The organism is Bradyrhizobium sp. USDA 4354, from assembly GCF_054060315.1.
The window spans coordinates 6,991,999-7,018,615 of record NZ_JBSSDC010000001.1; the positions used below are offsets into that span (position 1 = coordinate 6,991,999).

The window sequence follows — 26,617 nt, forward strand, 5'->3', positions numbered from 1 at the left end:
AGAGGGTCGCGCGCCTGTCTCAACATCGTCATTGCGAGCGCAGCGAAGCAATCCAGAATCTTTCCCTGGAGGAAGTCTGGATTGCTTCGTCGCAAGGGCTCCTCGCAATGACGGGGAGAGGCCTACCCGCCCCGCCCCAGCTCGCGCTTGTACGAGGCGTAATTCGGCTGATCGACCGCAAGCTTGTCCATCGTGGTCGCCCACAGATGCTCGGCAAGGCCCGGCGTTCCCAGATCAACTTCACCTTTGGCGATGTGCTCCGCGAGCGCGCGGTTCAGCTCCGTCACCGAGCCGTCGATGCCGAGCAGCGCACGCAATCGCTCCACCTCCCTCGCATCACTCCCCTGCTCCCGCGTCAACTGCCGTGTCACGAGATCGAGGATGTTGATGGCGACGCGGAGCTTGAAGGCCTGGTGGCCGGAGATCAGCGGCGTGATGTCGTTGCGGAGGAAATCGGCGACCGCTTTCGTCAACTCGATGGGTGTCGGTTCGTCCTGCATGTGTCAGCTCCCGCGCGGCGCCAAGAGCCGCAACAGATCGATCTCGGTCTCGGAGGCACGGCGGCCGATCATGGCGCGTTCCATCGAATGGTCGGGCCCTTCGCGGAACCGCTGCATCATGCCGCCGCACATGATGCCCCAGCGCAGCGTGCCCATCACTTCCCAGAACTTGACGCGCGCCGGATCAACCTTGCGGCCTGCGGCCTCGTAGCCCGCGAACAATTCCTCGCGCGTGCCAAAACCGCCGACCGGCTTGTCGATCTCGCCAAAGCGCCAGGAGTTGACGCAGACCCAGCCGAGGTCCTCCATGGGGTCGCCGAGATGGGCGAGCTCCCAGTCCAGCACGGCGCGAACGCCATCCGCGCCGATGATGAGATTGCCGTTGCGGAAGTCGCCGTGCACTAACGTCGTCTCAGCCGCGGGCCCGGGATCGTGGTCGCGCAGCCAGCGCAGCGCCAGCTCGAACACGGGCTTGGGCCAGTTCAGGCTGCGGTAGTCGCGTTCGAACTCGCCAATCTCCTGGGTCGCCGACCTGCTGCGCAGCTCCGGCAGCTTGTCCTTTGGCAATCTATGCAAGCCGGCGAGAATGCTGCCGATCTGTCGCGCAAGCAATGGCCGCGCCGCCGCGTACTCCTCGTCGCGAAGAATCTTGCGCGCGATGGTCTCGCCCTCGACCCGCTGCATGATGAAGCCGGTGCCGAGATCGTCCTCCGGCGTGAGCACATGCAGCACGCGCGGCGACGGCACGCCGGCCTCGTACGCAAGCTGCATCAACTGCGCTTCAGCACCAAGGCCCGCTGCGCGCGTCGGCGCCGCGCCATAGCCTTTCGGCGAGCGGCGCAGGATCGCGCCGATCGGCCCATCAGGATGCATGATGTCGAAGCGCCAGGTTTCCTGGCTGGCACCGCCCGACAGCTTTGCGGCCCCGGTGACGCCGGTCGCCCCTTCGCACCAGCGCACCACGCTGCGGGAAAGTTGCGGCTCGATCATTTGCCCTTGAACTGCGCGGGACGCTTCTCAAGAAACGCGCCGACGCCCTCGCGGAAATCCTCGCTGTCGCCGGCGCGGAGCTGGCATTGGAATTCGAGATTGAGCTGATCCTCGAAGGAGTTTTCCGGGCTGTCCCAATAGAGCTTGCGGATCAGGAACAATGCGACGGTCGGGCCGCTGGCGAGATCGCGCGCCAGCTTCATCGCCTCCTCCATCAGCACGCCGTCATCGTAAACGCGGTTGACGAGACCCCATTCCAGCGCCTTCTCGGCCGGCAGCCGCTCGCCCATCAGCGACAATTCGATCGAGCGCGCACGGCCGACGAGACGCGGCAGGAGCCAGGTCGAGCCGCAATCCGGCACGAGGCCGATGCGGCGGAAGGCTTGCAGGAAATAGGATGAGCGTGCGCACAGGATCATGTCGCCGAGCAGCGCGAAGCTCATGCCGGCGCCCGCGGCCGGCCCGTTGACCGCCGTCACGATCGGGCAGTGCAGATTGCGGATACGGCGCAGGAAGGGATGAAAGCCCGTCTCCAGCGTCAGGCCGGCCTTGGTCCTCTTCGACTGGTTGTTGCGGCCCTGGAGATTCGCGCCCGTGCAGAACGCGCGGCCCGCGCCGGTCAGCACCACGCAGCGCACCTCGTCCTTCTTCTCCTCGATCGCATCGAGCGCCTCGGCGAGACCGCCCAGCATATCCACGGAGACCGCGTTCATCACCTCCTGATGGTCGAGCTTGAGGATCGCGACCGATCCATCGAAATCGAGCGTGACGTGTTTGAACTGCATGGTTTCCTCGTCAGTTGCGGCCTGCGTCAGTTTCGCAGACCGGAATTCGTTTTGCTTGGGGCGCATATTTGATTTTTGTCGCGAGCTTGTCCATGGTGATCGGAGCATAGCAAGCAATCTTGTGCGCAGCGGCTGATGCGCCTCATGCCAAATATGGGAAACGCTCTATGACCATTTTCGACCTCACCGGCCGCGTGGCCGTGATCACCGGTGGCAATGGCGGCATCGGCCTCGGCATCGCGCAGGCGCTCGCGGCCCAGGGCTGCAACGTCTCGATCTGGGGCCGCAATCCCGACAAGAACAAGGCTGCTGCCGCAAGCCTGGCCGGCCTTGCCGGCAAGATCGACACCCGCGTCTGCGACGTCACCGACCCGGCCTCGGTCAATGCCGCAATGAAGGCGACGCTCGACATCTTCGGTCGCGTCGACGGCTGCTTCGCCAATGCCGGCATCGGCGGCGGCGGACGGCGCTCCTTCATCGAGCGCACCGAGGAGGAATGGCGCACGATGTTTGCGACCAATCTCGACGGCGTGTTCCACGCATTCCAGGCTGCGGCCAAGCACATGACGGATCGCGCCAATGCCGGCGATCCCTTTGGCCGCCTCGTCGCGACCTCGAGCCTCGCCTCGATCTTCGGCACCGCCCGCAACGAGCATTATGCTGCGACCAAGGCCGCCATCAACGCGCTGGTGCGCGCGCTCGGCGTCGAGCTGGCGCGTTACGGCGTCACCGCCAATGCGATCCTGCCCGGCTGGATCAAGAGCGACATGACCGCGGGGCTGATGGCCAACGACAAGTTCGTCGCCAACGTGATGCCGCGCATTCCAATGCGGCGCTTCGGCGAAGCATCCGATTTCGGCGGCATCGCGGTGTATCTGATGAGCAAGGCGTCGTCGTATCACACGGCGGATACGTTCGTGATCGACGGCGGCTATACGGCGTTTTGAGATTTCAAGTAGCCCGGATGGAGCGCAGCGCAATCCGGGACGGCCAAAAGCAAGCAAGACCCGGATTTCGCTGCGCTCCATCCGGGCTACAAACTCTGAGGGAATGGGCAAATGTTCTCACACGTCATGATCGGCACCAACGACCTGGACAAGGCCAAGGCGTTCTACGACAAGCTGCTCGGCACGCTCGAGGTGCGGCCGGCCAGGGTCGACGGCCATCGGATCTTCTATATCACCAAGACCGGCGTATTCTCGGTGTCGAAGCCGATCAACGGCGAACCGGCGACCTGCGCGAACGGCGGCACGATCGGCTTTGCTTGCAATTCGCCGGAGCAGGTCGATGCGTGGCACGCGGCTGGCGTCGCAGCCGGCGCAAAATCGATCGAAGATCCGCCGGGCGTCCGCCAGGGCCCGGGCGGTAAGCTCTATCTCGCCTATTTGCGCGACCTCGACGGCAACAAGATCTGCGCGATGCATCGGATGCCGAGCTAACCACACCGCCGCTGTCATTCCCCGCGAAAGCGGGGAATCCAGTACGCCGCGGCCTCTCGGCCCAATCACTGCGGTCTCTGGAATACTGGATCGCCCGATCAAGTCGGGCGATGACAACGGAGAGTGAGGCGCGCACCTGCCGCCTCCCCGCACCCCATTCAAACAACTTTTCAAACGCCCTCGCGAAATTCCATCGCATGGCATGGCGCTACGTGAAAAATGCGCGCTCGCACTTTGGCGGCGCTGCGACTATTCTCCGGGCCAATGCGATCGCAGTGACCCCGGGAGGACCAATGACAAAACACACCTACATTCCCCGCACCACCAACTACACCCTCAATCCCGGCGACGAGCTCAACGATCTCAGGATGTCGGATCAGGTCCGGCCGCTCTATGACCACGTCAAGAAGTTCATCCGCGACACCGTCGAGCCGATGTCGATTGAGTTCGCCAAGGCCGGCGAAGGCAAGGAGGATCGCTGGAGCTTCACGCCGAAGCAGCTCGAGGTGCTGGAGAAGGCCAAGAACAAGGCCAAGCAGGAAGGCCTCTGGAACTTCTTCCTGCCCGACGACGAGACCGGCCAGGGCCTGAAGAATCTCGACTACGCCTATATCGCAGCCGAGCTCGGCAAGAGCCCGCTGGCCTCCGAGACCATGAACTGCTCGGCGCCCGACACCGGCAACATGGAGGTGCTGGAGCGCGTCGGCACCAAGGAGCAGAAGGAGAAGTGGCTGAAGCCGCTGCTCAACGGCGAGATCCGCTCGGCCTATGTCATGACCGAGCCGAACGTCGCCTCTTCCGACGCCAAGAACATCTCGACGACGGCCAAGCTCGTCGGCGACGAATGGGTCATCAACGGCGAGAAGTATTACATCTCGGGTCTCGGCGATCCCCGCTGCAAGATCCTCATCGTCATGGTGAAGACCAATCCGGATGCGGCGCCGAGCAAGCAGCAGTCGCAGATCCTGGTGCCGCGCGACACGCCCGGTGTCGAGGTGCTCGGGCCGATGTACGTGTTCGGCCAGGACCACGCCCCGCGCGGTCACATGCATATGCGCTTCAACAATGTCCGCGTGCCCAAGGAGAACATGCTGCTCGGCGAAGGCCGCGGCTTCGAGATCTCGCAGCTCCGCCTCGGGCCGGGCCGCATCCATCACTGCATGCGCACGATCGGCAAGGCCGAGAAGGCGCTCGATCTGATGGTGCAGCGGGGCCTGACCCGCGAAGCCTTCGGCAAGAAGATCGCCCATCTCGGCGGCAACATGCAGATCATCGCGCAGGCGCGCTGCGAGATCGAAGCGATGCGGCTGATGGTGCTGAAGGCCGCCAAGGCGATGGACGTGCTCGGCAACAAGGAGGCCCGCGTCTGGGTCTCCATGGTCAAGGCCATGGTGCCCGAGCGCGCCTGCAAGATCATCGACCAGGCCATCCAGATGCACGGCGCCACCGGCATCTCGCACTGGACCCCGCTCGCGGAGATGTATCAGGACGTCCGCCACCTGCGCTTTGCGGACGGTCCGGACGAGGTCCACTGGATGGTGGTGGGACGCCACGAGCTGAGCATGGCGTAAGTTGCGAGATGCCGTAGGGTGGGCAAAAGCGCGCTCTTCGTGCGCTGTGCCCACCATCGCGGCCTACGCGAGAGGTGGTGGGCACGCTTTCGCTTTGCCCACCCTACGAGACCTCGATCGAATTCGGCCTCTTCCGTACGCGGGGAGAGACGAAGGCCCTACGTCGCGGGCGCGAGCTTGTCCTGCGTCTTGGTCTCGAAATCGGATGCGTCGTGACGCTCGTGGAGCTGGCTGGCGGGGTCGCCGGAGACGCGGTTGACCATGCGGCCGCGCTTCACCGCCGGACGCTTGGCGATCTGGTCGGTCCAGCGCTGCACGTTCTTGTAGTCCTGCACCGAGAGGAATTCGCCGGCGCCATAGACCAGCCCCTTGGCGAGCGCGCCATACCAGGGCCATACCGCCATGTCGGCGATGGTGTACTCCTTGCCCGCGAGATATTCGTTGTCGGCGAGGCGCCGGTCGAGCACGTCGAGCTGGCGCTTGGTCTCCATCGCGAAACGGTCGATGGCGTATTCGATCTTGAATGGCGCATAGGCGTAGAAATGGCCGAAGCCGCCGCCGAGATAAGGCGCGCTGCCCATTTGCCAGAACAGCCAGGACATCGCCTCGGTGCGGGTCTTGATGTCCTTCGGCAGGAAGGCGCCGAACTTCTCGGCGAGGTAGAACAGGATCGAGCCGGACTCGAACACCCGGATCGGCTCCGGACCCGAGCGATCCATCAGCGCGGGAATTTTCGAGTTCGGATTGATGCCGACGAAGCCGCTGCCGAACTGGTCGCCGTTGCCGATCCTGATCAGCCAGGCGTCGTATTCGGCCCCCTTGTGGCCGAGCGCCAGGAGCTCCTCCAGCATCACCGTCACCTTCACCCCGTTCGGCGTCGCCAGCGAATAGAGCTGGAGGGGGTGCTTGCCGACCGGCAGCTCCTTGTCGTGGGTAGGGCCGGCAACGGGCCGATTGATGTTGGCGAACTGCCCGCCATTCTCCTTGTTCCAGGTCCAGACTTTGGGCGGCACGTAGGCGGGGGTATCGGTCATGCGGGGGCTCCGGCGGAAAGATGCGTCTGCATTAATTAGCCCGCGGATGGCCGATGACAAGGGCGCCGAAATGCATTGCCGGACGGGGCAACTCAGCGTTTTGTCATGGCACCCCCTCCCCGCCGTCATTCCGGGGCGCCCGCAGGGCGCGACCGGAATCCATCGCATTGCCAGGAATGCTGTGAGAAATGGATTCCGGGTTCTCGCTTGCACGAGCCCCGGAATGACGGCGTCACTTAGGACGCCGTGGCCTGCGGCCTGCGGGTGGAGCGCGACGTCTACACACAAGATGCCTCGCCGAATCCGGCATGTCATCGATCGGCTTGCGTCACTTTGCTTTGCCAGCGAAAGCAACGAGAGCGCGAAGACCGCCGGGAGAGAGCCATGAAATCGCCGATCTGCGACATGCTGGGGATCGAATTCCCACTGCTCGCCTTCAGTCATTGCCGCGATGTCGTCGCCGCCGTCAGCCGCGCCGGCGGCTTCGGCGTGCTGGGCGCGACCGTGCACACGCCTGACACGCTCGAACGCGAGCTGACATGGATCGACGATCACGTCGATGGCAAGCCTTACGGCATCGACGTGCTGATCCCCGAGAACATCTCGACCGCGGGCGAGAAGGATGTCACCTGGAAGAGCCTGGAAGCGCGCGTACCGCAGGAGCATCGCAACTATACGCGCGATCTCCTGAAGAAATACGACATCGAGCTCACCACCACCGAGGTCGCGGACAACCAGCCGCAGCCGTTCGATGCGAAGACCGCGCTTCAGCTGCTGGAGGTCTCCTTCAATCATCCGATCCGGCTGATCGCCAATGCGCTGGGCGTGCCGCCGAAGGCGATGATCGAGATGGGCAAGACGCACGGCGTCCCCGTTGCGGCGTTGGTCGGCGCCAAGGAGCACGCGCTGCGCCAGGTCGCCGCCGGCGTCGACATCCTCGTGGTGCAGGGCACCGAGGCCGGCGGCCATTGCGGCGAGGTCTCGACCATGGTGCTGGTGCCGGAGGTGATCAAGGCGATCAAACCCATCCGCGACGTGCCGGTGCTGGCGGCCGGCGGCATCATGACGGGACGGCAGATGGCGGCCTGCATGGCGATGGGCGCGGCGGGCGCCTGGACCGGATCGGTGTGGCTCGCCACGGTCGAGGCGGAGACCACGGAGATCTTTCGCGAGAAGATGATCGCAGCGTCCTCGCGCGACGCAGTGCGCTCGAAGGGCCGCACCGGCAAGCCAGCCCGGCAGCTCCGCTCGGTCTGGACCGATGCCTGGGACCGCGCGCCGGAAAGCCCCGGCGCACTGCCGATGCCGCTGCAAAGCATCATCAGCCGCGACGCCTTCAACGCGATCGACCGCGCGGCCGCAGGCGGCAACGCCAAGGCGCGCGATCTCGTCAGCTACTTTGTTGGCCAGGGGGTTGGGCTGATCGACAGCGTGAAATCGGCGGGTGCCGTGGTGCAGGAGTTCAAGGAAGAGTTCGCCGAAGCCGTCGAGCACATGAATGCGCTGGTGGCGGAGTGACAATCCCACTCGTCATTGCGAGCGCAGCGAAGCAATCCAGACTGCCTCCGCGGAAAGATCCTGGATGCTTCGCTGCGCTCGCAACGACGAACAACTGACATCGTGAATGAAAGCATGACAGATAAGAGCAAGAATCCCGAAGACCGCATCCCCGTCATCGTCGGCATCGGCGAGATCGTCGATCGCCCCAAGGAGATCACCGAAGGCCTCGAGCCGCTCGATCTGCTCGAACAGGCACTGCGGCGCGCCGAGGCCGATGCCGGCGCAAAGCTGCTCGGCGAGGTGCAGTCGCTCGACGTCGTCAACTTCCTGAGCTGGCGCTACCGCGATCCGGAGAAGCTTTTGGCTGAGCGCCTCGGCATCTCGCCCGCGCATTGCTATTGCGGCCCGGTCGGCGGCGAGAGCCCGATCCGCTACATCCACGAGGCCGCCAAGCGCATCGCACGCGGCGAATGCACCGTGGCAGCGGTGTGCGGCGCGGAGGCGCAATCGACTGCGACCAAGGCCGAGCGCGCCGGGGCAAAACTGCCATGGACGCCGTTCGCCCATGATGTCGAGGAGCCCAAGCGCGGTGCGGCATTCCAGAAGCCCTTAGCGGTGAAGCTCGGCGTGTTCCGCCCGGTCACGGTCTATCCCTTCTATGAGGCCGCCTCCTCTGCGCATTGGGGGCAGACGCCGCGCGAGGCGATGGCGGAGTCCGGCACGCTGTGGTCGCGTTATTCGGAAGCCGCCGCGCAGAATCCCAATGCCTGGCTGAAGCGGCGCTATACGCCCGAGGAGATCACGACGCCGACGGCGGACAACCGCCTGATCGCCTGGCCCTACAACAAGCTCATGGTCGCCAACCCCAGCGTCAACATGGGCGGCGCGCTGCTGCTCACGAGCCTTGCCAAGGCGCGGGCGGCCGGGATTCCCGGGGACAGACTGGTCTATCCGCTCGGCGGCGCCTCGGCCGAAGAGCCGCGCGATTATCTCCTGCGCGACCAGTTTTACGAGAGCCATCCGCAGAACGCGGTTCTGAAAGCGGTGATGGACCTCGCAGGCGGCGATGGCAAGAAGTTCGACGCGATCGAGCTCTACAGCTGCTTTCCGTGTGTGCCCAAGATGGCGCGGCGGACGCTGGGCCTTGGCGCCGACGTGCAGCCGACCGTGACCGGCGGTCTCACCTTCTTCGGCGCGCCGCTCAATACCTACATGACGCACGCCGCCTGCGCGATGGTGCGGCGTGTGCGCGATGGCGCAAAGCTCGGCCTGCTCTACGGCCAGGGCGGCTTCGTCACCAAGCATCATGCGCTGGTGGTCTCGAAGACGCCGCCGCGCGAAGCACTGGCGCAGGAGACGAGCGTGCAAGGCGAGGCCGACCGCAACAAGCGCGCCGTGCCGGAGTTCGTGGCGGAGGCTTCGGGCAAGGGCAAGGTCGAGAGCTTTACGGTGCTCTACGGCCGAGGCGGCGAGGTCGAGCACGGCGTGGTGATGCTGCGCACAGCGGATGACGGCCGCACGCTGGCGCGAATCCCGGCGAGCGATAGCGCGACGCTGGCGCATTTGCTCGACATGGATCGCACGCCGGTCGGCTCACTCGGCGAGATCGCGATGGCCGCGGATGGCGTGCCGGAGTGGCGGGTGGCGTAGCTCTCGTAGGGTGGGCAAAGCGGAGCGTGCCCACCATCTTCATGTGATCGGAAAGGGTTGGTGGGCACGGCGCAAAGCGCGCCTTTGCCCACCCTACGAGACCGGCGTCCGGGGGCGCGAGACTGCGCCTCAGCTCTTCGGCGGCTGCTTCTCCGACGCAGTCGCCGGCTTGGGCTTGGCGCCGACCACACGCACTGCATCGCCGTCCGAGAGGCCGTCCGGCGGCGCGGTGATGACGCGATCGTCGGCTGCAATCCCCGAGGCCAGCTCGATCTCGCGGCCGAGGTCACGGGCGATGGTCACGCTCTTGAACCGTACCTTGTCGTCCGCGCCGACGGTCGCAACGCGCAAACCGCTGCCGTTGAAGATCAGCGCGCTGGCGGGGATGCTGAGCGGCGCGGAGTCGCGCTGGAGGCTGAGCTTCACGCTGGCATAGCCGCCGGGCATCAGCTCGCCGGCGGAGTTATCCAATCCAAGCTGCATGCGCGTGGTGCCGGAGGCGACGTCGACGGCCTGCGAGGATGCCTCCACCGTCGCCTGAAAAGTCCGGTTCGGGTACTCCGGCAGGGTGATCGTCGCCTTGGCGCCGATCTTGATCGCCGGCACGTAGTTCTGGGGCACGTTGACGTAGACGCGCAGCTTGGCGATGTCGGAGATCACGAACATCGCCGGGCCGGAGCCGCCGCCGGCATTGATCAGCGCGCCGACGTCGGTGTCGCGCGCGGTGACGATGCCGTCGAACGGCGCGGTGATCTTCTTGTAGCCGGCGAGCGCTTCCAGCCGCTCGACATTGGCCTTGCCCGAATTGACGGCCGCGTTCTTGTTGGAGAGATCGGCGGTGCGCTCGTCGATCTCCTGCGCGGAGACGAAGTTGGAGGCGACCAGCGTCTTGCGCCGGTTGAGCGTCGCTTCCGACAGCCTGGCGCTGGCCTGCTGGCTGGCGAGGTCGGCGCGGGCCTGCAGCAGCTGCTGATCGAGGTCGGGCGCCTCGATCTCGGCAATCACCTGGCCTGCTTTGACACGGGCGCCAATGTCGGCACTCCAGCTCTTCAGGTAGCCCGACACGCGCGCGAAGATCGGCGCGCGGTAGTAGGCCTCCAGCCGGCCCGGCAGATCGATGGTGGCGTTGAGGTCCTTGGCGCTGGGCAGCGTCACCGCCACGCTGGGAACGGCCTGCTCGTCAGTCCATTCTTTCAGCTTGGAGCCCTGCTCCTCGCGGGCGCGGATGCCGGTGCCCACAACGAGGCCTGCCGCGATCAGCGCCGCCACGCCGAAGATGCCCAGTTTCCGGTGCGACACCGCCGAGCGGGGTTCAGTGGGCGACATGCGGAGTCTCCAATGAGGCGGCGGCTTTGGCGCCTTGTTTCTTGTGAACCATGCTGAACACCACGGGAACAAACATCAGCGTGGCGAAAGTTGCAAAGATCAGGCCGCCGATCACGGCGCGGCCGAGCGGCGCATTCTGCTCGCCGCCCTCCCCTAACCCCAGCGCCATCGGCGCCATGCCGATGATCATGGCGAGCGCGGTCATCAGCACCGGGCGGAACCGGACGAAGCCGGCTTCGAGCGCCGCGGTGACGGGATCGCCGAGCTCCTCGTAGCGCTCGCGGGCGAAGGAGATCACGAGCACGCTGTTCGCGGTTGCAACGCCCATGCACATGATGGCGCCGGTGAGCGCCGGCACCGACAACGTCGTCTCGGTCATGAACAGCATCCAGACGATGCCGGCGAGCGCGGCCGGCAACGCGGTGATGATCACGAACGGGTCGGACCAGGACTGGAAGTTCACGACGATCAGGAAATAGATCAGCACGACGGCCCCGAGCAGGCCGAACAACAGGCCGGTGAAGGCGCTGTTCATGGTCTGCACCTGCCCGAGCAGCACCACCGAAGAACCCTTCGGCGCGTCCTTGGCAGTGTCGGCGATCGATTTTCGGATGTCGGCGGCAACCGCGCCGAGATCGCGGCCCGAGGTCGTGGCGAAGATCTGCACCATCGACTGGATGTCGTATTGCGACACCACCGCGCTCGAGGTCGAGCGCTTGATGTCGGCGATGCCACCGAGGATCGGCGACTGCGCATTGCCGGCGGCCGTGATCGGCAGTGTCTGCAGCGCGCTGAGCGAATCGATCTGGTATTGCGGCGTCTGCATCACGATCGAATAGGACACGCCATTGTCGGGATTGAGATAGTAGGTCGGCGCGACCTGCGAGGAGCCGGCGAGATTGACCACGAGGCTGTTGGTGACGTCGCGCTCGGTCAGGCCGACATATTGCGCGCGCGTGCGGTCGACATCGATGTTGAACGTCGGGTTGTTCGGCGACTGCTGGATACGCGCATCGGCCACGCCCGGAATCTTGCGGACCTTGGCCAGCAGGCTGTTGGCATAAGCGAAATTCGCGCTGAGATTGGCGCCGCGGATCTGCAGGTCGATCGGCGCCGGCGCACCGAAATTCAGGATCTGGCTGACGATGTCGGCCGGCAGGAACGCGAAGCTGACCCCGGGGAACAGGCGCGGCAATTGCTCGCGCAGCACCTTCACGTGCTCTTCCGTCGGCTTGTGGCCTTCCTTCAGCTTGATCTGGATGTCGCCGTCCTGCGGGCCGATCACGCCGGTGTTGTTGTAGGTCATGTTGATACCGGAGATCGGCATGCCGATATTGTCGGTCATGGTCTCGATCTCGCCCGGGATCAGCTTGCGCACCGCCTTCTGCACGTCGGCGAGCTGGTTTGCGGTCTCCTCGACGCGGGTGCCCACTTGCGTGCGGACATGCATCAGGATGTTGCCGGCATCGACCGCGGGAAAGAAATTGCGCCCGAGGAACGGCACCAGCGCGAAGGACGCGCCGACCACGCAGAGAAAGCCGATCACGAACACCGAGCGGTGCGCGAGCGCCAGGCCAAGGAGGCTGCGATAACCACCACGGATGCGCTCGAACCGCGCCTCGAAACCACGCTGGAACCAGACCAGGCGATTGCGCGACTTCGGCGGCCCGCCTTCGTGATGGACATGCGCCTGCAACAAATAGTTCGCCATGGTCGGCACCAGCGTACGCGACAGGATGAACGACCAGATCATCGCGAACATCACGGCTTCCGCCATCGGCACGAAGAGGAAGCGTGCCACGCCGGTGAGGAAGAACATCGGCACGAACACGATGCAGATGCACAGCAGCGAGACGAAGGCCGGCGTCACGATCTGATTGGCGCCGTCGAGGATCGACTGCTCGACGGGCTTGCCCTGCTCCAGATGGTAGTTGATGTTCTCGATCGTGACGGTGGCGTCATCGACGAGAATGCCGACCGCGAGCGCAAGGCCGCCGAGCGTCATGATGTTCAGCGTCTCGCCGATCGCCGACAGCATGATGATGGCGCCCAAGACGGAGAGCGGGATCGAGACCGCGATGATGATGGTCGAGCGCCAGCTGCCGAGGAACAAGAGGATCATGACACTGGTGAGCAGCGCGGCGATCACGCCCTCAAAGGCGACGCCTTGGATCGCGCCGCGGACGAACACCGACTGGTCGCCGATGAAGCCGATCTTCAGCGCGTCCGGGAGCTGGTCCTTGACGTCGATGACCTTCTGCTTGATGCCGGCGATGATGTCGAGCGTCGAGGTGGCGCCCGCCTTCAGCACCATCATCAGCACCGAGCGGTTGCCGTCGACATGGACGATGTTGGTTTGCGGCGGATTGCCGTCGCGCACGGTGGCGACGTCGCGCACATAAACCATGGCGCCGTTGACGGTTTTGATCGGCAGATTACCGAGCTCGTCGATCCGGAGCGGCGAGTTGTTGAGCTGGATGTTGTATTCGAACTGGCCGATCTTCTGGGTGCCGACCGGCGTGATCAGGTTCTGGGCGGCCAGTGCATTGGCGACGTCCTGGCCGGACAGGCCGCGGGCCTGCAGCGCGGTGGGATCGAGGTCGATCTGGACCTGGCGCTGCTTGCCGCCGAACGGATAGGGAATCGCCGCGCCGGGCACGGTGACGAGCGGCGTGCGAAGCTGGTTGATGCCGATATCAGCGAGGTTCTGCTCGGTAAGCCCCTCACCTGACAGCGCTACCTGGATGATCGGCACAGTGGAAGCCGAGTAGTTCAGGATCAAGGGCGGCGTCGCACCCGGCGGCATCTGCTTCAGCAGCGTCTGGGAGATCGCGGTCACCTGCGCATTGGCGGTGCGGATGTCGACGTTGGGCTGGAAGAAGATCTTGATGATGCCGAAGCCGTTATAGGAATTGGCGGTGATGTGCTCGATGTCGTTGACCGTGGTCGTCAGCGCGCGCTGGAACGGCGTGGTGATGCGGCCCGACATCTGGTCCGGCGGCAGGCCGGTGTACTGCCAGACGACGCCAATGACGGGGATACGGATGTCCGGGAAGATGTCGGTCGGGGTCCGCAGCGCCGCGAGCGGTCCGATGATCAGCAGCAGCAGCGCTAGCACGACGAACGTATAAGGCCGGCTCAGGGCAATACGGACCAGAGCAATCATGCGCCAGGCAATTCCAGGTCAAGCGAGGAAGAGGATTCCGCCCCCACGGCGATCCCCTTTCCCCTTTACCTGAGCACCGCCGGAAACGCTAACCCCGGCGGCTATCCGGCATTCACTTCCCTGCTATCGCACTGCAAACCGACATCGCAGCCATGCAGCCGCGCATCTCAGGCGGCGCGGACCGAGTTCAGGAACTTGCCGACTTCGAGCTTGAGACGATTGGAGTCGCGGGACAGCATCTGCGCCGCGGACAGCACCTGCGAGGATGCCGAGCCGGTTTCGGAGGCGCCGCGCTGGACGTCGCCGACGTTGGACGAGACCTGCTGCGTTCCCCGAGCCGCCTGCTGAACGTTGCGGGCGATCTCCTGGGTCGCTGCGCCCTGCTGCTCCACGGCCGCTGCGATCGCCGAGGCGATCTCCGACAGACGCGCGATCGTGCCGCTGATCTCGCCGATGGCGCTGACCGAATCCTGCGTCGCCGCCTGGATGCCGCCGACCTGCTGGCCGATTTCGCCGGTGGCCTTGGCCGTCTGCTCGGCGAGCGCCTTGACCTCAGAGGCCACCACCGCGAAGCCGCGACCGGCCTCGCCCGCGCGCGCCGCCTCGATCGTGGCGTTGAGTGCCAGCAGGTTGGTCTGGCCGGCAATCGCATTGATGAGCTCGACCACGTCGCCGATCCGCGATGCGGCCCGCGACAATTCGCTGACACGTTCGGTAGTGGCATGAGCCTGATTGACCGCCTCGCTCGCGATCCGGGAGGAATCCTGCACCTGCCGGCCGATCTCGCGCACCGAGGACGACATCTCCTCTGCGGCCGAAGCCACCGAATGGACATTGCTGGAGGCGGCTTCCGACCCGGAGGCGACCACGGTCGCCAATTCCTGCGCCCGGCCCGCAGTCGAGGACAGGGTCGAGGCCGAAGCCTCGAGCTCGGTCGCGGCCGAGGACACGGTCTCGACGATCTCGCCGATCGCAGCCTCGAAACCGTCGGCGAGCTTGGTCATGTCGGCCTTGCGCTGCGCCTCGGCACGGCGCTGCACTGCCTGCACCTCGTCGCGGCTGAAGCGGATGATGGTTTGCACGGTCTGGAGGTTGCGCAGCGCCTCACCGATCTCGTCGTCGCGCTCGATCACGATGCGGTTGTCGAGCTTGTCCTGCACGAGGTTGACCAGGACCTCGTTGAGCTGCTGCATCGGCCCCTGGATCGCACCCATAGTTGCAAGGCCCGCGAAACCAACGATGGCGGCGCCGACGACGGCCAGCGTCGAGAGGATCAGGCTGGCCGAACCGCCGGAGGCGAGCGCGCCGCCGATGCCGAGCGCGAGCATGAACAGCGCCTGGAGCACCATCGTCGTGACGAGGCGCGCTTTCAGCGTGCTGGTGAAGACGCTGAAGCGGTCGAGCCACGAGCGGCGGCGAATGATGCCGGCGTCGATGCGATAGCCATGCGGCTTCTTCTCACGGATTGCAGCGTAGACCTCCTCGGCGAGCTTGCGCTGATCGGCCGGCAGTCTGGTGCGGATCGAGGTGAAGCCCTTGACCTGCCCGTTCTCGCGGATCGGAGAGGCCGTCGCCAGCACCCAGTAGAAGTCGCCATTCTTGCGGCGGTTCTTCACCGCGCCAAGCCAGGGCTTGCCGGCCTTCAGCGTGTCCCAGAGATTGTCGAACGCCTCCGGCGGCATGTCGGGGTGGCGAACGATATTGTGCGGCTGGCCCATCAGTTCGGCCGATGTGAACCCGGCCGCGGCGAGGAAGTCTTCGTTGAAGTAGGTGAGCTTGCCCTTGAGGTCAGTTCGCGAGACGATCAGCGTCTCGTCGCTGACCGGATATTCGACGTCGGTGACCGGAAAATTCTTGCGCATCGGGGCCCCCAGCAGACCGGATTCAGGATGAAATTATTCCAATCGGGACCCGCCGCTCACGAGGTTCCGCTCTCTCAACCGTCGTAAATCCGATTTAACCATCGATGAAACGGCCCGCCCGTAAGACTAGCGGTAGCCCCCCAATTACTACCTGAGAGCGATCTCATGCTGCCCGGCAGGACAAACGAGCGGCGCTTTTGGCGCCGCTCGTCGTTTTTGGTCGGGCGCAGGATTATGCGGCGCGGACGTTGGTCAGGAACTTGCTGACCTCGCTCTTCAGCCGGCCGGAATCGTTCGACAGCATCTGCGCCGCCGACAGCACCTGCGAGGACGCCGTGCCGGTCTCGGTCGCGCCGCGCTGAACGTCGGTGATGTTCGAGGAGACCTGCTGGGTGCCCTGCGCCGCCTGCTGCACGTTGCGGGCGATCTCCTGCGTCGCCGCGCCCTGCTCTTCCACCGCCGCCGCGATGGCCGACGAGATTTCCGACAGACGCTCGATGGTCGAGGAGATCTCCTTGATCGCGCCGACCGAGTCATTGGTCGCCGCCTGGATGCCGGAGATCTGCTGGCCGATCTCGCCGGTTGCCTTCGCGGTCTGCTCGGCCAGCGCCTTCACCTCCGAGGCGACGACAGCGAAGCCACGGCCGGCCTCGCCCGCGCGCGCCGCCTCGATGGTGGCATTCAGAGCAAGGAGATTGGTCTGGCCCGCGATGGTGTTGATCAGCTCGACGACATCGCCGATGCGCGAGGCGGCCTTGGAAAGTTCGCTGACGCGCTCGGTGGTGGCACGCGCCTGGCCGACGGCATCGCCCGCCATCCGCGCCGATTCCTGCACCTGACGGCTGATCTCGCCGACCGACGAGGCCATCTCCTCCGTCGCCGAGGCTACCGATTGCACGTTGGTAGAGGCTTCCTCCGAAGCGCCGGCAACCGTGGTCGCGAGCCGCTGCGAGCGGTCGGCGGTCGCGGTCAGCGTCGAGGCGGAGGATTCGAGCTGGGTCGAGGCCGACGACACGGTCTGGACGATCTCGCCGATCATCGTTTCGAATTCGCGGGTGATGTCGTCGACGCGGCGGCCGCGCTCGATCTTGGCCTCGGCATCGGCCGCGGCGGCTTCGTCCGCGGCCTTCTTGGCGATCAGCGCCTCCTTGAAGATCTGGAGCACGTCGGCCATGGCGCCGATCTCAGTCTTCTCGCCGCGATGCGGGACTTCGGCGGAGAGGTCGCCCTTGCCGAGTGCCTGCATCGGCACTGTGATCGAATTGATACCGTTGGAGACGTCACGGATGAGATAGAAGCTGAGACCAATGCCGATCACGACAGCGGTGCCGAGAATGACCGAAACCAGCATGAACGCGAAGGCATAGCCGTCGGCCGCGTCCCGAGCAGCCTTGTCGCCGCCCTTGGTGTTGAGCTCGATATTCTTGGCCAGGACCTCGTCGGATTTCTGGCCGATCTTGTTGACCGTCTTGGTATTCAGCTCGTGCGCTGCGTGCGGAATCTTGCCTGCCGACATACGTGACAGTTCTATGACCTCTTCGGCGCCCTTCTGGTACTCGGCCCACAGCTTCGACCATTCGGTATAGAGCGCCCGCTCCTCCGGCGAAGCGATCATCGGCTCGTAATCCTTCCGGGACTTGGCCAGCATTTCGGTCACGGCCGCCGCAGTCTGTTCGGCCGCCAACTTGTCGTCCAGCGTCTCGGACAGCATGTGCTCGCGAACCACGTTGCGATAAGTGATCACGGCAGCGCGAAGATCGCCCAACACACGAACACTCAGCATCCAGCTCGTCGCGATGTCGACCGTGCTGGCGTTGGTCGACCGCATCTTCATGACGGCGAGCAGGCCCATGCCGGTCATGGCGACCAGCAGGACCGCCACGACACCGATGATCTTGGCGCGGATGGAAAGCCTGGCAAACATCATCGGGGTCTCGTTGTGCTGGCGCGGGCGCGCGTCGGAAGCTATAGGAATCAACCAAAGGGGAGCAGCACCGACATCAAACAGCAGACCATCTGCGCGGACGTTGACGACGACTCCGTATGAGTACGGAAACCTAAAGAAATGAACAGGGACCTAAGGAGGCCCTGCGTTCAGCGCATGAGACTCAGCGCATCCGAGAAGAAGTCGGGACCGCCGAAGTTTCCAGACTTCAACGCGAGCAGCATGTCGCCTGCGTCAGCGCCAACGGCGCGCAGCACCGGGACTCCCGCAGCAATCTCCGCGCCGACAAGGAAGCCAGGAATTCCGAGGCGATCGACCACCGCGCCGGATGTCTCGCCACCGGCGACGATGAGCCGCCGAACGCCCGTTTTCACGAGCCTTTCGGCGATATCGGCCATGGCCTGCTCGATGGCGTGCCCCGCGGCATCGCGGCCGTGGCGGGCCTGCAATGCAGCGACTTCATCGGGCTTGGCGCTCGAGGCGATCAGCACCGGGCCGTCGGCAAGTCGCGGCCTTGCCCAGTCGAGCGCCCGCCCCACTTCGTTCGCTCCCGTAATAATACGGTCCTGATCGAGATGAAACACCGGCATGATGCGCTCGGCGTTGGCGATCTGCTGAAGCGTGGCCTGTGAGCAGCTTCCGGCAAGACACGCTGCTGGTCCGCCGACGGCAGCTCCGGCCTCGCTGCTCGCGGCAGCCGGCTTGACCTTGCCCGTCGACACCAGCGCGCGCGCAAGCCCCAGGCCCATACCGGACGCGCCGACCGACAGAAGGCGTTCGGCGGCCACGAGCCCGATGGTCTCGAGGTCGCGGTCGAATACGGCGTCGATGATCGCGGCACCGATGCCCTTGCCCGCGAGCTCGGCCAGCCGCGCCCGGACTGCATCGGCGCCGCGCGTGACCGTGGCGAGATCGACGAGGCCGATCTGCGTCCTGCTCTGACGCGCCAGCACGCGCACCAGGTTGGAATCATGCATCGGGTTGAGCGGATGGTCCTTCAGCGGGCTCTCATTGAGGGGCACGGCACCGACGAACAGATTGCCCTGGTAGACGGTACGGCCGGTCTCCGGGAACGCCGGCGTCACCAGAACGGCGCCTTCGCCGCAATCGGCGCGCAGCGCATCCATCACCGGGCCGATATTGCCGTCGTCGGTGGAATCGAAGGTCGAGCAGATCTTGAACAGCACGTGACCCGCGCCGCGCGGCCGCGCAGCCATTTGTCCGCTGCGCGCGAGCGGGACACGGCAAGGCCGGCCTCGATCGACCGGCTCTTCAGCGACACCACGACGGCATCGACCTCGGGCAGCGCCAGATCGTCGGCAGGTATACCGATGGTCTGCACAGTGCGCAGGCCCGCGCGCGTCAGCGTGTTGGCGAGGTCGGAGGCGCCGGTATAGTCGTCGGCGATGCAGCCCAACGCAAGTGTCACGACTTCACTCCAGCATAAGGCTTGAACCAGGCAAGGCCGTCGGTGGTCTTGCCGCGCGGATTGTATTCGCAGCCGACGAAGCCGGCATAGCCGAGCCGGTCGAGCTCTTCGAACAGGAACGGATAGTTCAGCTCCTCGCCGTCAGGCTCGTTGCGCGAGGGAATGCTGGCGATCTGGATGTGGCCGATGATCGGCATCATCTCGCGCAGCCGCATGGTGACGTCGCCATGGATGATCTGGCAATGGTAGATGTCGAACTGGAGCTTGAGGTTCGGAAGTCGCAGCTCCTGAATCAGGTCGCGCGCAAAGCCGAAATCATTGAGGAAATAGCCGGGCACGTTGCGCGCATTGATCGGCTCGATCACGACATCAATGCCGTGGGGTGCGAAGAACTCCGCAGCCCAGGCCACCGATTTGTAGAACGCCTCGATCGCGACGCGCTCGCCGCGGTTGGCGATGCCGGCCATCAGGTGCAGGCGCTTGACGCCCGTCGCCCTGGCGTAAGGCACGGCGGTCTCCAGGCTCGCCTTGAGATCGGAAAATCGCGCGGGAAGCGCCGCAAAGCCCTTCTCGCCGGCGTTCCAATCACCCGGCGGCAGATTGAACAGTGCCTGGGTCAGGCCGTTGCGCTTGAGCCGCTCGCCGACTGCTTCCGCCGGATGCTCGTAGGGAAAGAGAAACTCGACGGCGGTGAAGCCAGCTTGCGCGGCGGCGTCGAAACGGTCGAGGAACGGCGCCTCGGTGAACATCATCGAGAGATTGGCGGCAAAACGGGGCATCAGAGTTCCTCTTGCTTACTTGTCGCCGGGAAGCTTGACGCCGGTGACCTGCGCGTACATGCGCGCGACCGAGGCGTCGTCGTCGCGGCCCATGCCGGCGGCTGATGTCATCAGGAACATCTGGAGCGCGGCGGCGGAGACCGGCACCGGGAATCGGGCGCTGCGCGCCATGTCCTGAATGATGCCGAGGTCCTTGACGAAGATCTCCACCGCGCTTCGCGGGGTGTAATCGCCGTCGAGCACATGCGGCATGCGGTTCTCGAACATCCAGGAATTGCCAGCGGAGGCCGTGATCACCTCATAGACCTTGCGGATGTCGAGGCCCTGCTTTGCCGCGAACGCCATCGCCTCGCTGGCGGCGGCAATATGCACGCCGGCGAGCAATTGATTGATCATCTTGAACGCCGCGCCCTGCCCGGCGGCGTCACCGAGCTCGTAGAGCTTTGCCGCCATGGCATCGAGCGCGGGCCGCGCCTTGCCAAAGGCGGCGGGACTGCCGGAGGCGAGGATCGTCAGCTCGCCCTGCGCGGCGCGCTGCGCCCCGCCGGAGATCGGCGCATCCAGATAGTGCCGGCCGGTCGCCTCCAGCTGCTTGGCCAGGCGCCGCGCGACATCCGGGTCCATGGTCGCGGAGGAGATGAAGACGCTGTCCTTCGGCATGGTCTCGGCGGCACCATCCTTGCCGAACAGGATGGTCTCGGTCTGGGCGGCGTTGACCACGACGCTGACGACGATATCGGCATCCTTGGCCGCTTCGGCCGGCGTCCTGGCCCCCGCGCCACCGTCCTGCACGAAACGCGCGACGGCATCGGCCGAAACGTCGCAGCCGGTGACGGCATGGCCGGCGCGCCTCAGCGAGGTCGCCATGCCAAACCCCATCGAGCCGAGCCCGACGACGGCGATACGCTGATTTTGTGACGTGGAGGCGGACATATGCAACTGACCCTTGCGAGCGTTTCCCAAATAGCCGCCCTTTGCGGCAGCTTGGCAACCGAAATAACACGGCTTGGCCGCGCTGCCAAAGCGTGAGACAAGCAGGCATGACGGCCATGAACAACGAGACATTGCTGCGTGAGGATATTTGCCGCTTCGGACGGTCCCTGTTCGAGCGCGGGCTGACGCCGGGATCCTCCGGCAATATCAGCGTCAAGATGGACGATGGCGGCTGGCTGGTGACGCCGACCAATGCCTCGCTCGGCTTCCTTGATCCCGCAAAACTGTCACGGCTGGACGAGCAGGGCCAGCTGGTGTCGGGCGACGCGCCGACCAAGGAAGTTCCGCTGCACACGGCGCTTTACGACACGCGCGGCAGTGCGCGTGCGATCGTGCATCTCCACTCCACCCATTCGGTCGCGCTCTCGATGCTCCCCGAGATCGACCCGCGTGCCGCGCTGCCGCCGATGACGGCCTATTACCTGATGAAATGCGGCGCCACCGCGCTCGTGCCCTATTACCGCCCCGGCGATCCCGCGGTTGCCGATGCGATCAAGGGGCTGGCGGGGAAATATTCATCCGTGCTGCTCGCCAATCATGGCCCAGTCGTTGCCGGCGACACGCTGGAAGCCGCGGTATTCGCGACGGAGGAGCTGGAAGAGACCGCGAAGCTGTACCTCCTGCTACGGGGGATGAACCCGCGGTACTTGTCGCCGGAGCAGGTGACGGATCTGGTGAGGGTGTACGGGGTCTCGCTGCCGGAGCATGGGCATTCGCCACACACACCGCCGTCATCCTGAGGTGCGAGCCTTGCGATGCGTTCGCATCGCAAGGTGAAGCCTCGAAGGATGGGCTACGGGCGCTCGCGGCTCATCCTTCGAGGCGCGCAAGAGCGCGCACCTCAGGATGACGGTTGCGATTTTGGGAACAATCGCCGCAGCTACAGCCCCAGATACGCCTTCCTCACGTCCGGATTGCCCTTGATCTCCACGGACGGGCCCTGCATCAGCACGCGGCCGGTTTGCAGGATGTAGGCGCGGTCGGCGATCTCCAGACACTCGGCCATGCGCTGCTCGACGATCAGCACGGTCATGCCGGCGTCGCGGATGCGCTTCACGGCTTGGAAGATCTCGTCGACCAGCTTCGGCATGATGCCCTGCGACGGCTCGTCCAGCATCAACAGCCGCGGCCGCGTCATCAGCGCACGGCCGATCGCGAGCATCTGCTGCTCGCCGCCGGAGAGGGTTTCGGCGCGCTGCTCCAAACGCTCCTGAAGGCGCGGGAAGAGCTTGAAAACGAGGTCGAGCGGCTCTTCGCGGTTCGCTTCGCCCCGATAGAGATAGCTGCCGAGACGAAGATTGTCGCGCACCGACAGGCGCGGAAACAATCGGCGGTTCTCCGGCACATAGGCAATGCCGGTGGCGGTGATGTGATGCTGCGCCATGCCGTCGAGGCGCTTGCCGTCGAATGTCACCGTGCCCGACCGGGGCCGTTCGGCGCCGGCGATGGATTTCAGCAGCGTCGACTTGCCTGCGCCGTTGGCGCCGGCGACGCAGACGATCTCGCCCTTCTGGACCTCGATCGAGACCGCGGAGATCGCGACCAGGCCCTGATAGGCGGTCGTGACTTCACGCACTGACAGCATGACGATCTCCCAGATATGCCTTGATCACCTTGGGATCGCGGACGACATCGGCGGGCTTGCCTTCGACCAGCACCTTGCCGAGGTCGAGCACGATGGCGCGGTCCACCAGCGGCATTACGATCTCCATGACGTGCTCCACCATCAGCACGGTGATGCCGGCATCGCGCACCTTGCGCACCAGCGCTACGCCGGTCTGCGCCTCGGTCGGCGTGAGGCCGGTGAGGACTTCGTCGAGCAGCAGCAGCTTCGGTTCGGTCGCGAGCGCGCGCGCGACTTCGAGGCGGCGCTTCTCGGCCGGCACGAGGTCGCTTGCGAGCACGTCGGCGCGCGCGGCAAGGCCGGTGAACTCGAGCACCTCATGCGCCTTGCGGCGCGCCTCGCGCATCACGGTGTTGCGCACGAGCGCACCGACGATGACGTTGTCGATGACGGTCATGGTCTCAAAGCTCTTCACCACCTGGAAGGTGCGCCCGACGCCGCGCTGGCAACGCTCGGCCGCCGGCATGCGGGTGACATCCTCGCCGTCGAACCAGATCGAGCCTTGCGTCGGCGGCAGCACGCCGGCGATGAGATTGAACAGCGTCGATTTGCCGGCGCCGTTCGGGCCGATCAGGCCAACGATCTCGCCGCGCCCGACCGAGATCGAGACGTCGCTGTTGGCGACGAGGCCGCCGAAGCGCTGCCAGACACCACGGGTTTCAAGGAGCGCGCTCATCGGGCAACTCCCGTCTTCTTCGCGCGTGAAAACAGGCTCAGCAGCCCCCGGGGCAAGGCCAGCGAGATCAGAACGATCAGCGTGCCGTAGACAATGAGGTCGACACCGCGCCCCGAGCCGCCGAACTTGAAGCGCGTCAGCTCAGTCAACGGAATCAGGATGGCCGCGCCGAGTACCGGCCCCCACAGGGTGCCGATGCCGCCAAGCACGGCGGGCAGCGCCATCAGTAGCGAAAACTGAAAGCCCATGACGCTTTCGGGATCGATGTATGAGACGAACTGAGCGTAGAAGCTGCCGCCGATGGCAACCAGGAAAGCGGAGACCGCGGCCGCACCCATCTTGGAATTGAACACGTCGACGCCGAGGCTCTCGGCCGCCTCCGGATTGTCCTTGACCGCACGCCACCAAAATCCCCATTTGGAGTTTTCCAGCCACCAGGTCACGAACCAGGCGAGGCAGCACAGCGCCAGCGCGAAATAGAAGTACGGCAGCTTGGTGCGCAGGAACTGGAATTTCAGCCAGCTGTCGCCGCGGATCGGAATGGTGATACCCATCGCGGCGCCTGCCCATTCCCAGTTGTGGAACAGAAGCAACCCGATTTCGGCGATGACGATGGTGGCGATCACGAAGTAATGGCCACGCAGGCGGAAGAAGGGATAGCCGAGCCCCATCGCGATCAACGCAGACACCACCCCGCCCGCCAGCATGCCGAACCAGGGCAGCACGCCGAACTTCGTGAACAGCAGCTCGGTGGTGTAGGCACCCAGGCCGAAATACAGCGCGTGCCCGAGCGAGATCTGCCCGCAATAGCCGGACAAGATGTTCCAGCTCTGCGACAGTCCCGCATACATCAGCGTCAGGATCAGGATGTTCTGGACGACGACATCCTTCACGAACAATGGCGTCAGCGCCGCAATCACGGCGAGTACCGCGGCGATGATGAGGTCGCGGCGGCGCCGCGCTGCAAAATCCTTGTCCATCACATCGATCCGAACAGGCCGCGCGGCCGGATGAAGACGACCAGCAGATAGACCGCGTAGATGCCGACCGATTTCAGCGACGGCGGCAGCACCAGCGCGGTGACCGCTTCGACGAGACCGACGATGATGCCGCCGGCGAAGGCGCCGAACACGCTGCCGAAGCCGCCGAGCGCCACGGTCACGTAGGCGATCAGCGCAAAGGACGCGCCGACATCGGGATAGATGTAGAAGAACACCGCCATGATCGCGCCGGCGAGGCCGACCAGCGCGGCGCCAAGGCCCCAGCCGAACGCGAACACTCGGTTCTTGTCGATGCCGACGAGCGCGACTGCGCCGGGATCTTCGCGGGTGGCTTCGATCGCGCGGCCGAAGTCCGTGCGGTGGATGAAGAAGTAGAGACCGGCGAACGCGGCAATCGAGACCAGCGCGCCGACCAGCTGCGGTTCCGGCAGGAAGATGCCGGCAAACGAGATGGTCTTGCCGCCGAGCCAGGACTGCGGAATGCTGCGATAGTCCGGCGTGAAGAAGTACTGCGCGAGGCCGCGCATCACGATGGCAAGGCCGAAGGTGGTGAAGATCTGCACCATGCCGGCATTGGCCTTCGCCCGCATCGCGAAGCGAACAAGGAGTAGATAGACGACCGCTCCGAATATGAACAACGCCGCGGCGACCAGCGGCGCCGACAGCAAGGGATCGATCGCGAAGAACGCGAACAGGAAGAAGGACAGGTACATCGCGATCATCAGGAACTCGCCGTGGGCGAAATTCGTGACGTCCATCAGGCCGAAGATCAGCGCTAGGCCGACTGCGATCAGTCCGTAGAGCAGGCCCATGAGCAGGCCGCTCGCGAGACTTTGGATAATGGCTTGGGCTGTCAACTCTGGTCCCCCGTTCGAAACGTCATCGTTTGCTCCGTCATTGCGAGCGAAGCGAAGCAATCCAGAACGCCTCCGCGGCAATAGTCTGGATTGCTTCGTCGCTTCGCTCCTCGCAATGACGAGGCCCGTGCGACGATCTCGATTTGCTCCGCTGCCCCCCGCAGTTCTTACTTCATCGGCCAGATCGCCTCGGCGATCGCGGCTTGCGGCGGGAAGATAGTGACGAACTTGCCGCCGACATATTGCAAGAGCACCGGATCGGCGTCGTTGTTCTGGCCCATCTCGTCGAACTTGACCCGCTTCCAGGGCATGATGGTCTTCTCGCCCGGGATGTCGGTTGCCGCCAGGGCATCGCGGATCTTCTCGCCGTCGGTCGACTTGGCGCGGCTGATGGCATCGGCGAGGATGATGAGGCCCATGAACTGGCGCGAGGTGAGGTCGTTGAAATCCTTGCCCGAGCGCGACTTGAACATCTCGTTGATCTTGCCGACCATCGGGCGCTTCTGCGCGAGGTCGAGCGAGAAGGTGCCGCGCGAGATCACGCCTTCGAGCTTGTCGCCGACGGCATCATAGAGCGCCTTCTCGGAGAAGCCCGCGTCCTGCGCCACGATAGCATTCGGCTTGTAGCCGAGTTCGGCCATGGTCTTGACCAGCAGGATGCCGTCGGTGGTGTAGCTCGACGGCATCAGCACGTCGGCATTGGCGGTCTTGAGCTGCTGCACCTCGGCCGAGAGCGAGGGCGAGTTGGCGCGATACTTGATGTCGGTGACGATCTTGTAGCCGCGCTCACCGGCGATCTTGGTCTGGGCATTGCCGGAGTCGGTGCCGAAGATGGTGTCCTCGTGGAACAGCGACAGCGTCTCGATCTTGGTGCCCTTCTTCTTCATGGCGTCGAAGAAGTCGAACATCGCGGCCGAGTACATCTCGTCATGCGGCGCGGCGCGGAAGTAATACTTCAGGCCGCGTCGATGCAGGCTCGGCGAAGAGTTGTCGGCGGAAACGAACGGGACCTGATAGCGCTCGCAGATCTGGCTGACGGTGACGGCGACGGCGCTCTGGTAAGTGCCGATGATGGCGCAGACCTTCTCCTGCGTGATCAGGCGCTCGGCCTCGGCGCGGCCCTTCTGCGGATCGGCCTGATGGTCGGCAAACACGAGACGGATCTTGGCGCCACCGAGACCCGGCAGGCCTTCGCCCTTGGCCAGCGGCAGGTCGAAATCGGTGTCCTTGTTGATGACTTCGAGCGCGGTCTCATAGGCCTTCTGCGCGTCGACGCCCTGCTGCGCGCTGCCGCCGGAGAACGGATAGATCACGCCGATCACGACTTCCGACGTCTGTGCGCGCGCTGCCAGCGGCACGAGAGCGGCAGTGGCGGTGGCCCCCAACAACACGTCGCGGCGAGTGATCGTCATGGCAAAGTCCCCTGTTACTGAATTTCGGCTGATCGAATGAAGTGATTGGTGGATGCGGTAAAGCCTGAAGAAGCAGCA

General features: G+C 64.9%; 21 protein-coding genes and 1 pseudogene. 6 read left to right on the forward strand and 16 right to left on the reverse strand.

The window, feature by feature from the left end:
• Window positions 1–122: 122 nt before the first annotated feature.
• From ACVIIV_RS32520 to ACVIIV_RS32530, 3 genes are read right to left on the reverse strand one after another with little or no spacing between them, the layout of a single operon-like run.
• A complete protein-coding gene (locus ACVIIV_RS32520) occupies window positions 123–500 on the reverse strand; it encodes a DUF6285 domain-containing protein (RefSeq protein ID WP_456747829.1) in 378 nt (125 codons plus the stop codon).
• A 3-nt stretch (window positions 501–503) separates the two neighbouring features.
• On the reverse strand, window positions 504–1,490 hold the full coding sequence (locus ACVIIV_RS32525) for a phosphotransferase family protein (RefSeq protein WP_456747830.1): 987 nt from the start codon (window positions 1,488–1,490) through the stop codon (window positions 504–506).
• Window positions 1,487–2,275: an enoyl-CoA hydratase/isomerase gene (locus ACVIIV_RS32530; RefSeq protein ID WP_456747831.1), complete on the reverse strand. Its 789-nt coding sequence runs from the start codon at window positions 2,273–2,275 to the stop codon at window positions 1,487–1,489. The genes ACVIIV_RS32525 and ACVIIV_RS32530 overlap by 4 nt, the downstream gene beginning before the upstream one ends.
• A gap of 167 nt (window positions 2,276–2,442) precedes the next feature.
• Here ACVIIV_RS32530 and ACVIIV_RS32535 point away from each other — a divergent pair, with 167 nt between their 5' ends.
• The 3 genes from ACVIIV_RS32535 to ACVIIV_RS32545 all read left to right on the forward strand — a co-directional run bounded on the left by ACVIIV_RS32535 (window position 2,443) and on the right by ACVIIV_RS32545 (window position 5,285).
• Window positions 2,443–3,222, forward strand: coding sequence for an SDR family NAD(P)-dependent oxidoreductase (locus ACVIIV_RS32535; RefSeq protein ID WP_456747832.1), 780 nt, complete (start codon window positions 2,443–2,445; stop codon window positions 3,220–3,222).
• A 111-nt stretch (window positions 3,223–3,333) separates the two neighbouring features.
• Window positions 3,334–3,714, forward strand: a complete 381-nt coding sequence (locus ACVIIV_RS32540; protein WP_456747833.1) for a VOC family protein — start codon at window positions 3,334–3,336, stop codon at window positions 3,712–3,714.
• Window positions 3,715–4,007: 293 nt separating this feature from the next.
• The gene (locus ACVIIV_RS32545; RefSeq protein ID WP_035709193.1) at window positions 4,008–5,285 is read left to right on the forward strand and encodes an acyl-CoA dehydrogenase family protein; all 1,278 of its coding nucleotides are present in this window, start codon (window positions 4,008–4,010) and stop codon (window positions 5,283–5,285) included.
• Between the two features lie 158 nt (window positions 5,286–5,443).
• Here the strand turns inward: ACVIIV_RS32545 and yghU are convergent, their stop codons facing one another.
• Window positions 5,444–6,319, reverse strand: coding sequence for a glutathione-dependent disulfide-bond oxidoreductase (gene yghU, locus ACVIIV_RS32550; RefSeq protein WP_456747834.1), 876 nt, complete (start codon window positions 6,317–6,319; stop codon window positions 5,444–5,446).
• A 384-nt stretch (window positions 6,320–6,703) separates the two neighbouring features.
• Here yghU and ACVIIV_RS32555 point away from each other — a divergent pair, with 384 nt between their 5' ends.
• Both ACVIIV_RS32555 and ACVIIV_RS32560 read left to right on the forward strand, forming a co-directional pair.
• The gene (locus ACVIIV_RS32555) at window positions 6,704–7,837 is read left to right on the forward strand and encodes a nitronate monooxygenase (protein WP_456747835.1); all 1,134 of its coding nucleotides are present in this window, start codon (window positions 6,704–6,706) and stop codon (window positions 7,835–7,837) included.
• A 114-nt stretch (window positions 7,838–7,951) separates the two neighbouring features.
• The gene (locus tag ACVIIV_RS32560) at window positions 7,952–9,469 is read left to right on the forward strand and encodes an acetyl-CoA acetyltransferase (protein ID WP_456747836.1); all 1,518 of its coding nucleotides are present in this window, start codon (window positions 7,952–7,954) and stop codon (window positions 9,467–9,469) included.
• Between the two features lie 129 nt (window positions 9,470–9,598).
• Here ACVIIV_RS32560 and ACVIIV_RS32565 read toward each other — a convergent pair whose 3' ends face one another.
• The 7 genes and pseudogenes from ACVIIV_RS32565 to ltnD form a co-directional block, all read right to left on the reverse strand.
• Complete coding sequence (locus ACVIIV_RS32565; RefSeq protein ID WP_456747837.1) at window positions 9,599–10,795, reverse strand: efflux RND transporter periplasmic adaptor subunit; 1,197 nt, start codon at window positions 10,793–10,795, stop codon at window positions 9,599–9,601.
• Window positions 10,782–13,961: an efflux RND transporter permease subunit gene (locus ACVIIV_RS32570; protein ID WP_456747838.1), complete on the reverse strand. Its 3,180-nt coding sequence runs from the start codon at window positions 13,959–13,961 to the stop codon at window positions 10,782–10,784. Before ACVIIV_RS32570 ends, ACVIIV_RS32565 begins: the two co-directional genes overlap by 14 nt.
• Window positions 13,962–14,128: 167 nt before the next feature.
• Entirely contained in the window at window positions 14,129–15,823 is a 1,695-nt protein-coding gene (locus ACVIIV_RS32575) for a methyl-accepting chemotaxis protein (RefSeq protein ID WP_456747839.1), read from the reverse strand.
• 232 nt (window positions 15,824–16,055) lie between these two features.
• Complete coding sequence (locus ACVIIV_RS32580; protein ID WP_456748882.1) at window positions 16,056–17,747, reverse strand: methyl-accepting chemotaxis protein; 1,692 nt, start codon at window positions 17,745–17,747, stop codon at window positions 16,056–16,058.
• Window positions 17,748–17,917: 170 nt separating this feature from the next.
• Window positions 17,918–19,197: pseudogene (gene otnK / locus ACVIIV_RS32585) on the reverse strand (3-oxo-tetronate kinase).
• Entirely contained in the window at window positions 19,194–19,976 is a 783-nt protein-coding gene (gene otnI, locus ACVIIV_RS32590) for a 2-oxo-tetronate isomerase (protein WP_456747840.1), read from the reverse strand. The pseudogene otnK and the gene otnI overlap by 4 nt, the downstream one beginning before the upstream one ends.
• Before the next feature lie 15 nt (window positions 19,977–19,991).
• A complete protein-coding gene (ltnD, locus tag ACVIIV_RS32595) occupies window positions 19,992–20,909 on the reverse strand; it encodes an L-threonate dehydrogenase (RefSeq protein WP_456747841.1) in 918 nt (305 codons plus the stop codon).
• A gap of 107 nt (window positions 20,910–21,016) precedes the next feature.
• On the opposite strand from ltnD, the gene otnC reads away from it, so the two are divergent.
• A complete protein-coding gene (gene otnC, locus ACVIIV_RS32600) occupies window positions 21,017–21,709 on the forward strand; it encodes a 3-oxo-tetronate 4-phosphate decarboxylase (protein ID WP_456747842.1) in 693 nt (230 codons plus the stop codon).
• Between the two features lie 140 nt (window positions 21,710–21,849).
• Here the strand turns inward: otnC and ACVIIV_RS32605 are convergent, their stop codons facing one another.
• The 5 genes from ACVIIV_RS32605 to ACVIIV_RS32625 form a co-directional block, all read right to left on the reverse strand.
• Complete coding sequence (locus ACVIIV_RS32605; protein WP_456747843.1) at window positions 21,850–22,554, reverse strand: ABC transporter ATP-binding protein; 705 nt, start codon at window positions 22,552–22,554, stop codon at window positions 21,850–21,852.
• Window positions 22,538–23,269 (reverse strand): ABC transporter ATP-binding protein, encoded by a 732-nt coding sequence (locus tag ACVIIV_RS32610; RefSeq protein ID WP_456747844.1) that lies wholly within the window; start codon window positions 23,267–23,269, stop codon window positions 22,538–22,540. Before ACVIIV_RS32610 ends, ACVIIV_RS32605 begins: the two co-directional genes overlap by 17 nt.
• A complete protein-coding gene (locus tag ACVIIV_RS32615; RefSeq protein ID WP_456747845.1) occupies window positions 23,266–24,249 on the reverse strand; it encodes a branched-chain amino acid ABC transporter permease in 984 nt (327 codons plus the stop codon). Before ACVIIV_RS32615 ends, ACVIIV_RS32610 begins: the two co-directional genes overlap by 4 nt.
• Window positions 24,249–25,127: a branched-chain amino acid ABC transporter permease gene (locus ACVIIV_RS32620; RefSeq protein ID WP_456747846.1), complete on the reverse strand. Its 879-nt coding sequence runs from the start codon at window positions 25,125–25,127 to the stop codon at window positions 24,249–24,251. The genes ACVIIV_RS32615 and ACVIIV_RS32620 overlap by 1 nt, the downstream gene beginning before the upstream one ends.
• A gap of 167 nt (window positions 25,128–25,294) precedes the next feature.
• Complete coding sequence (locus tag ACVIIV_RS32625) at window positions 25,295–26,539, reverse strand: ABC transporter substrate-binding protein (RefSeq protein WP_100230101.1); 1,245 nt, start codon at window positions 26,537–26,539, stop codon at window positions 25,295–25,297.
• Window positions 26,540–26,617: the final 78 nt, after the last annotated feature.

Coding starts and splice junctions, on each gene's coding strand:
- ACVIIV_RS32520 (WP_456747829.1), bottom strand. CDS start 500: ATGCAGGACGAACCGACACCCATCGAGTTGACGAAAGCGGTCGCCGAT.
- ACVIIV_RS32525 (WP_456747830.1), bottom strand. CDS start 1,490: ATGATCGAGCCGCAACTTTCCCGCAGCGTGGTGCGCTGGTGCGAAGGG.
- ACVIIV_RS32530 (WP_456747831.1), bottom strand. CDS start 2,275: ATGCAGTTCAAACACGTCACGCTCGATTTCGATGGATCGGTCGCGATC.
- ACVIIV_RS32535 (WP_456747832.1), top strand. CDS start 2,443: ATGACCATTTTCGACCTCACCGGCCGCGTGGCCGTGATCACCGGTGGC.
- ACVIIV_RS32540 (WP_456747833.1), top strand. CDS start 3,334: ATGTTCTCACACGTCATGATCGGCACCAACGACCTGGACAAGGCCAAG.
- ACVIIV_RS32545 (WP_035709193.1), top strand. CDS start 4,008: ATGACAAAACACACCTACATTCCCCGCACCACCAACTACACCCTCAAT.
- yghU (WP_456747834.1), bottom strand. CDS start 6,319: ATGACCGATACCCCCGCCTACGTGCCGCCCAAAGTCTGGACCTGGAAC.
- ACVIIV_RS32555 (WP_456747835.1), top strand. CDS start 6,704: ATGAAATCGCCGATCTGCGACATGCTGGGGATCGAATTCCCACTGCTC.
- ACVIIV_RS32560 (WP_456747836.1), top strand. CDS start 7,952: ATGACAGATAAGAGCAAGAATCCCGAAGACCGCATCCCCGTCATCGTC.
- ACVIIV_RS32565 (WP_456747837.1), bottom strand. CDS start 10,795: ATGTCGCCCACTGAACCCCGCTCGGCGGTGTCGCACCGGAAACTGGGC.
- ACVIIV_RS32570 (WP_456747838.1), bottom strand. CDS start 13,961: ATGATTGCTCTGGTCCGTATTGCCCTGAGCCGGCCTTATACGTTCGTC.
- ACVIIV_RS32575 (WP_456747839.1), bottom strand. CDS start 15,823: ATGCGCAAGAATTTTCCGGTCACCGACGTCGAATATCCGGTCAGCGAC.
- ACVIIV_RS32580 (WP_456748882.1), bottom strand. CDS start 17,747: ATGTTTGCCAGGCTTTCCATCCGCGCCAAGATCATCGGTGTCGTGGCG.
- otnI (WP_456747840.1), bottom strand. CDS start 19,976: ATGCCCCGTTTTGCCGCCAATCTCTCGATGATGTTCACCGAGGCGCCG.
- ltnD (WP_456747841.1), bottom strand. CDS start 20,909: ATGTCCGCCTCCACGTCACAAAATCAGCGTATCGCCGTCGTCGGGCTC.
- otnC (WP_456747842.1), top strand. CDS start 21,017: ATGACGGCCATGAACAACGAGACATTGCTGCGTGAGGATATTTGCCGC.
- ACVIIV_RS32605 (WP_456747843.1), bottom strand. CDS start 22,554: ATGCTGTCAGTGCGTGAAGTCACGACCGCCTATCAGGGCCTGGTCGCG.
- ACVIIV_RS32610 (WP_456747844.1), bottom strand. CDS start 23,269: ATGAGCGCGCTCCTTGAAACCCGTGGTGTCTGGCAGCGCTTCGGCGGC.
- ACVIIV_RS32615 (WP_456747845.1), bottom strand. CDS start 24,249: ATGGACAAGGATTTTGCAGCGCGGCGCCGCCGCGACCTCATCATCGCC.
- ACVIIV_RS32625 (WP_100230101.1), bottom strand. CDS start 26,539: ATGACGATCACTCGCCGCGACGTGTTGTTGGGGGCCACCGCCACTGCC.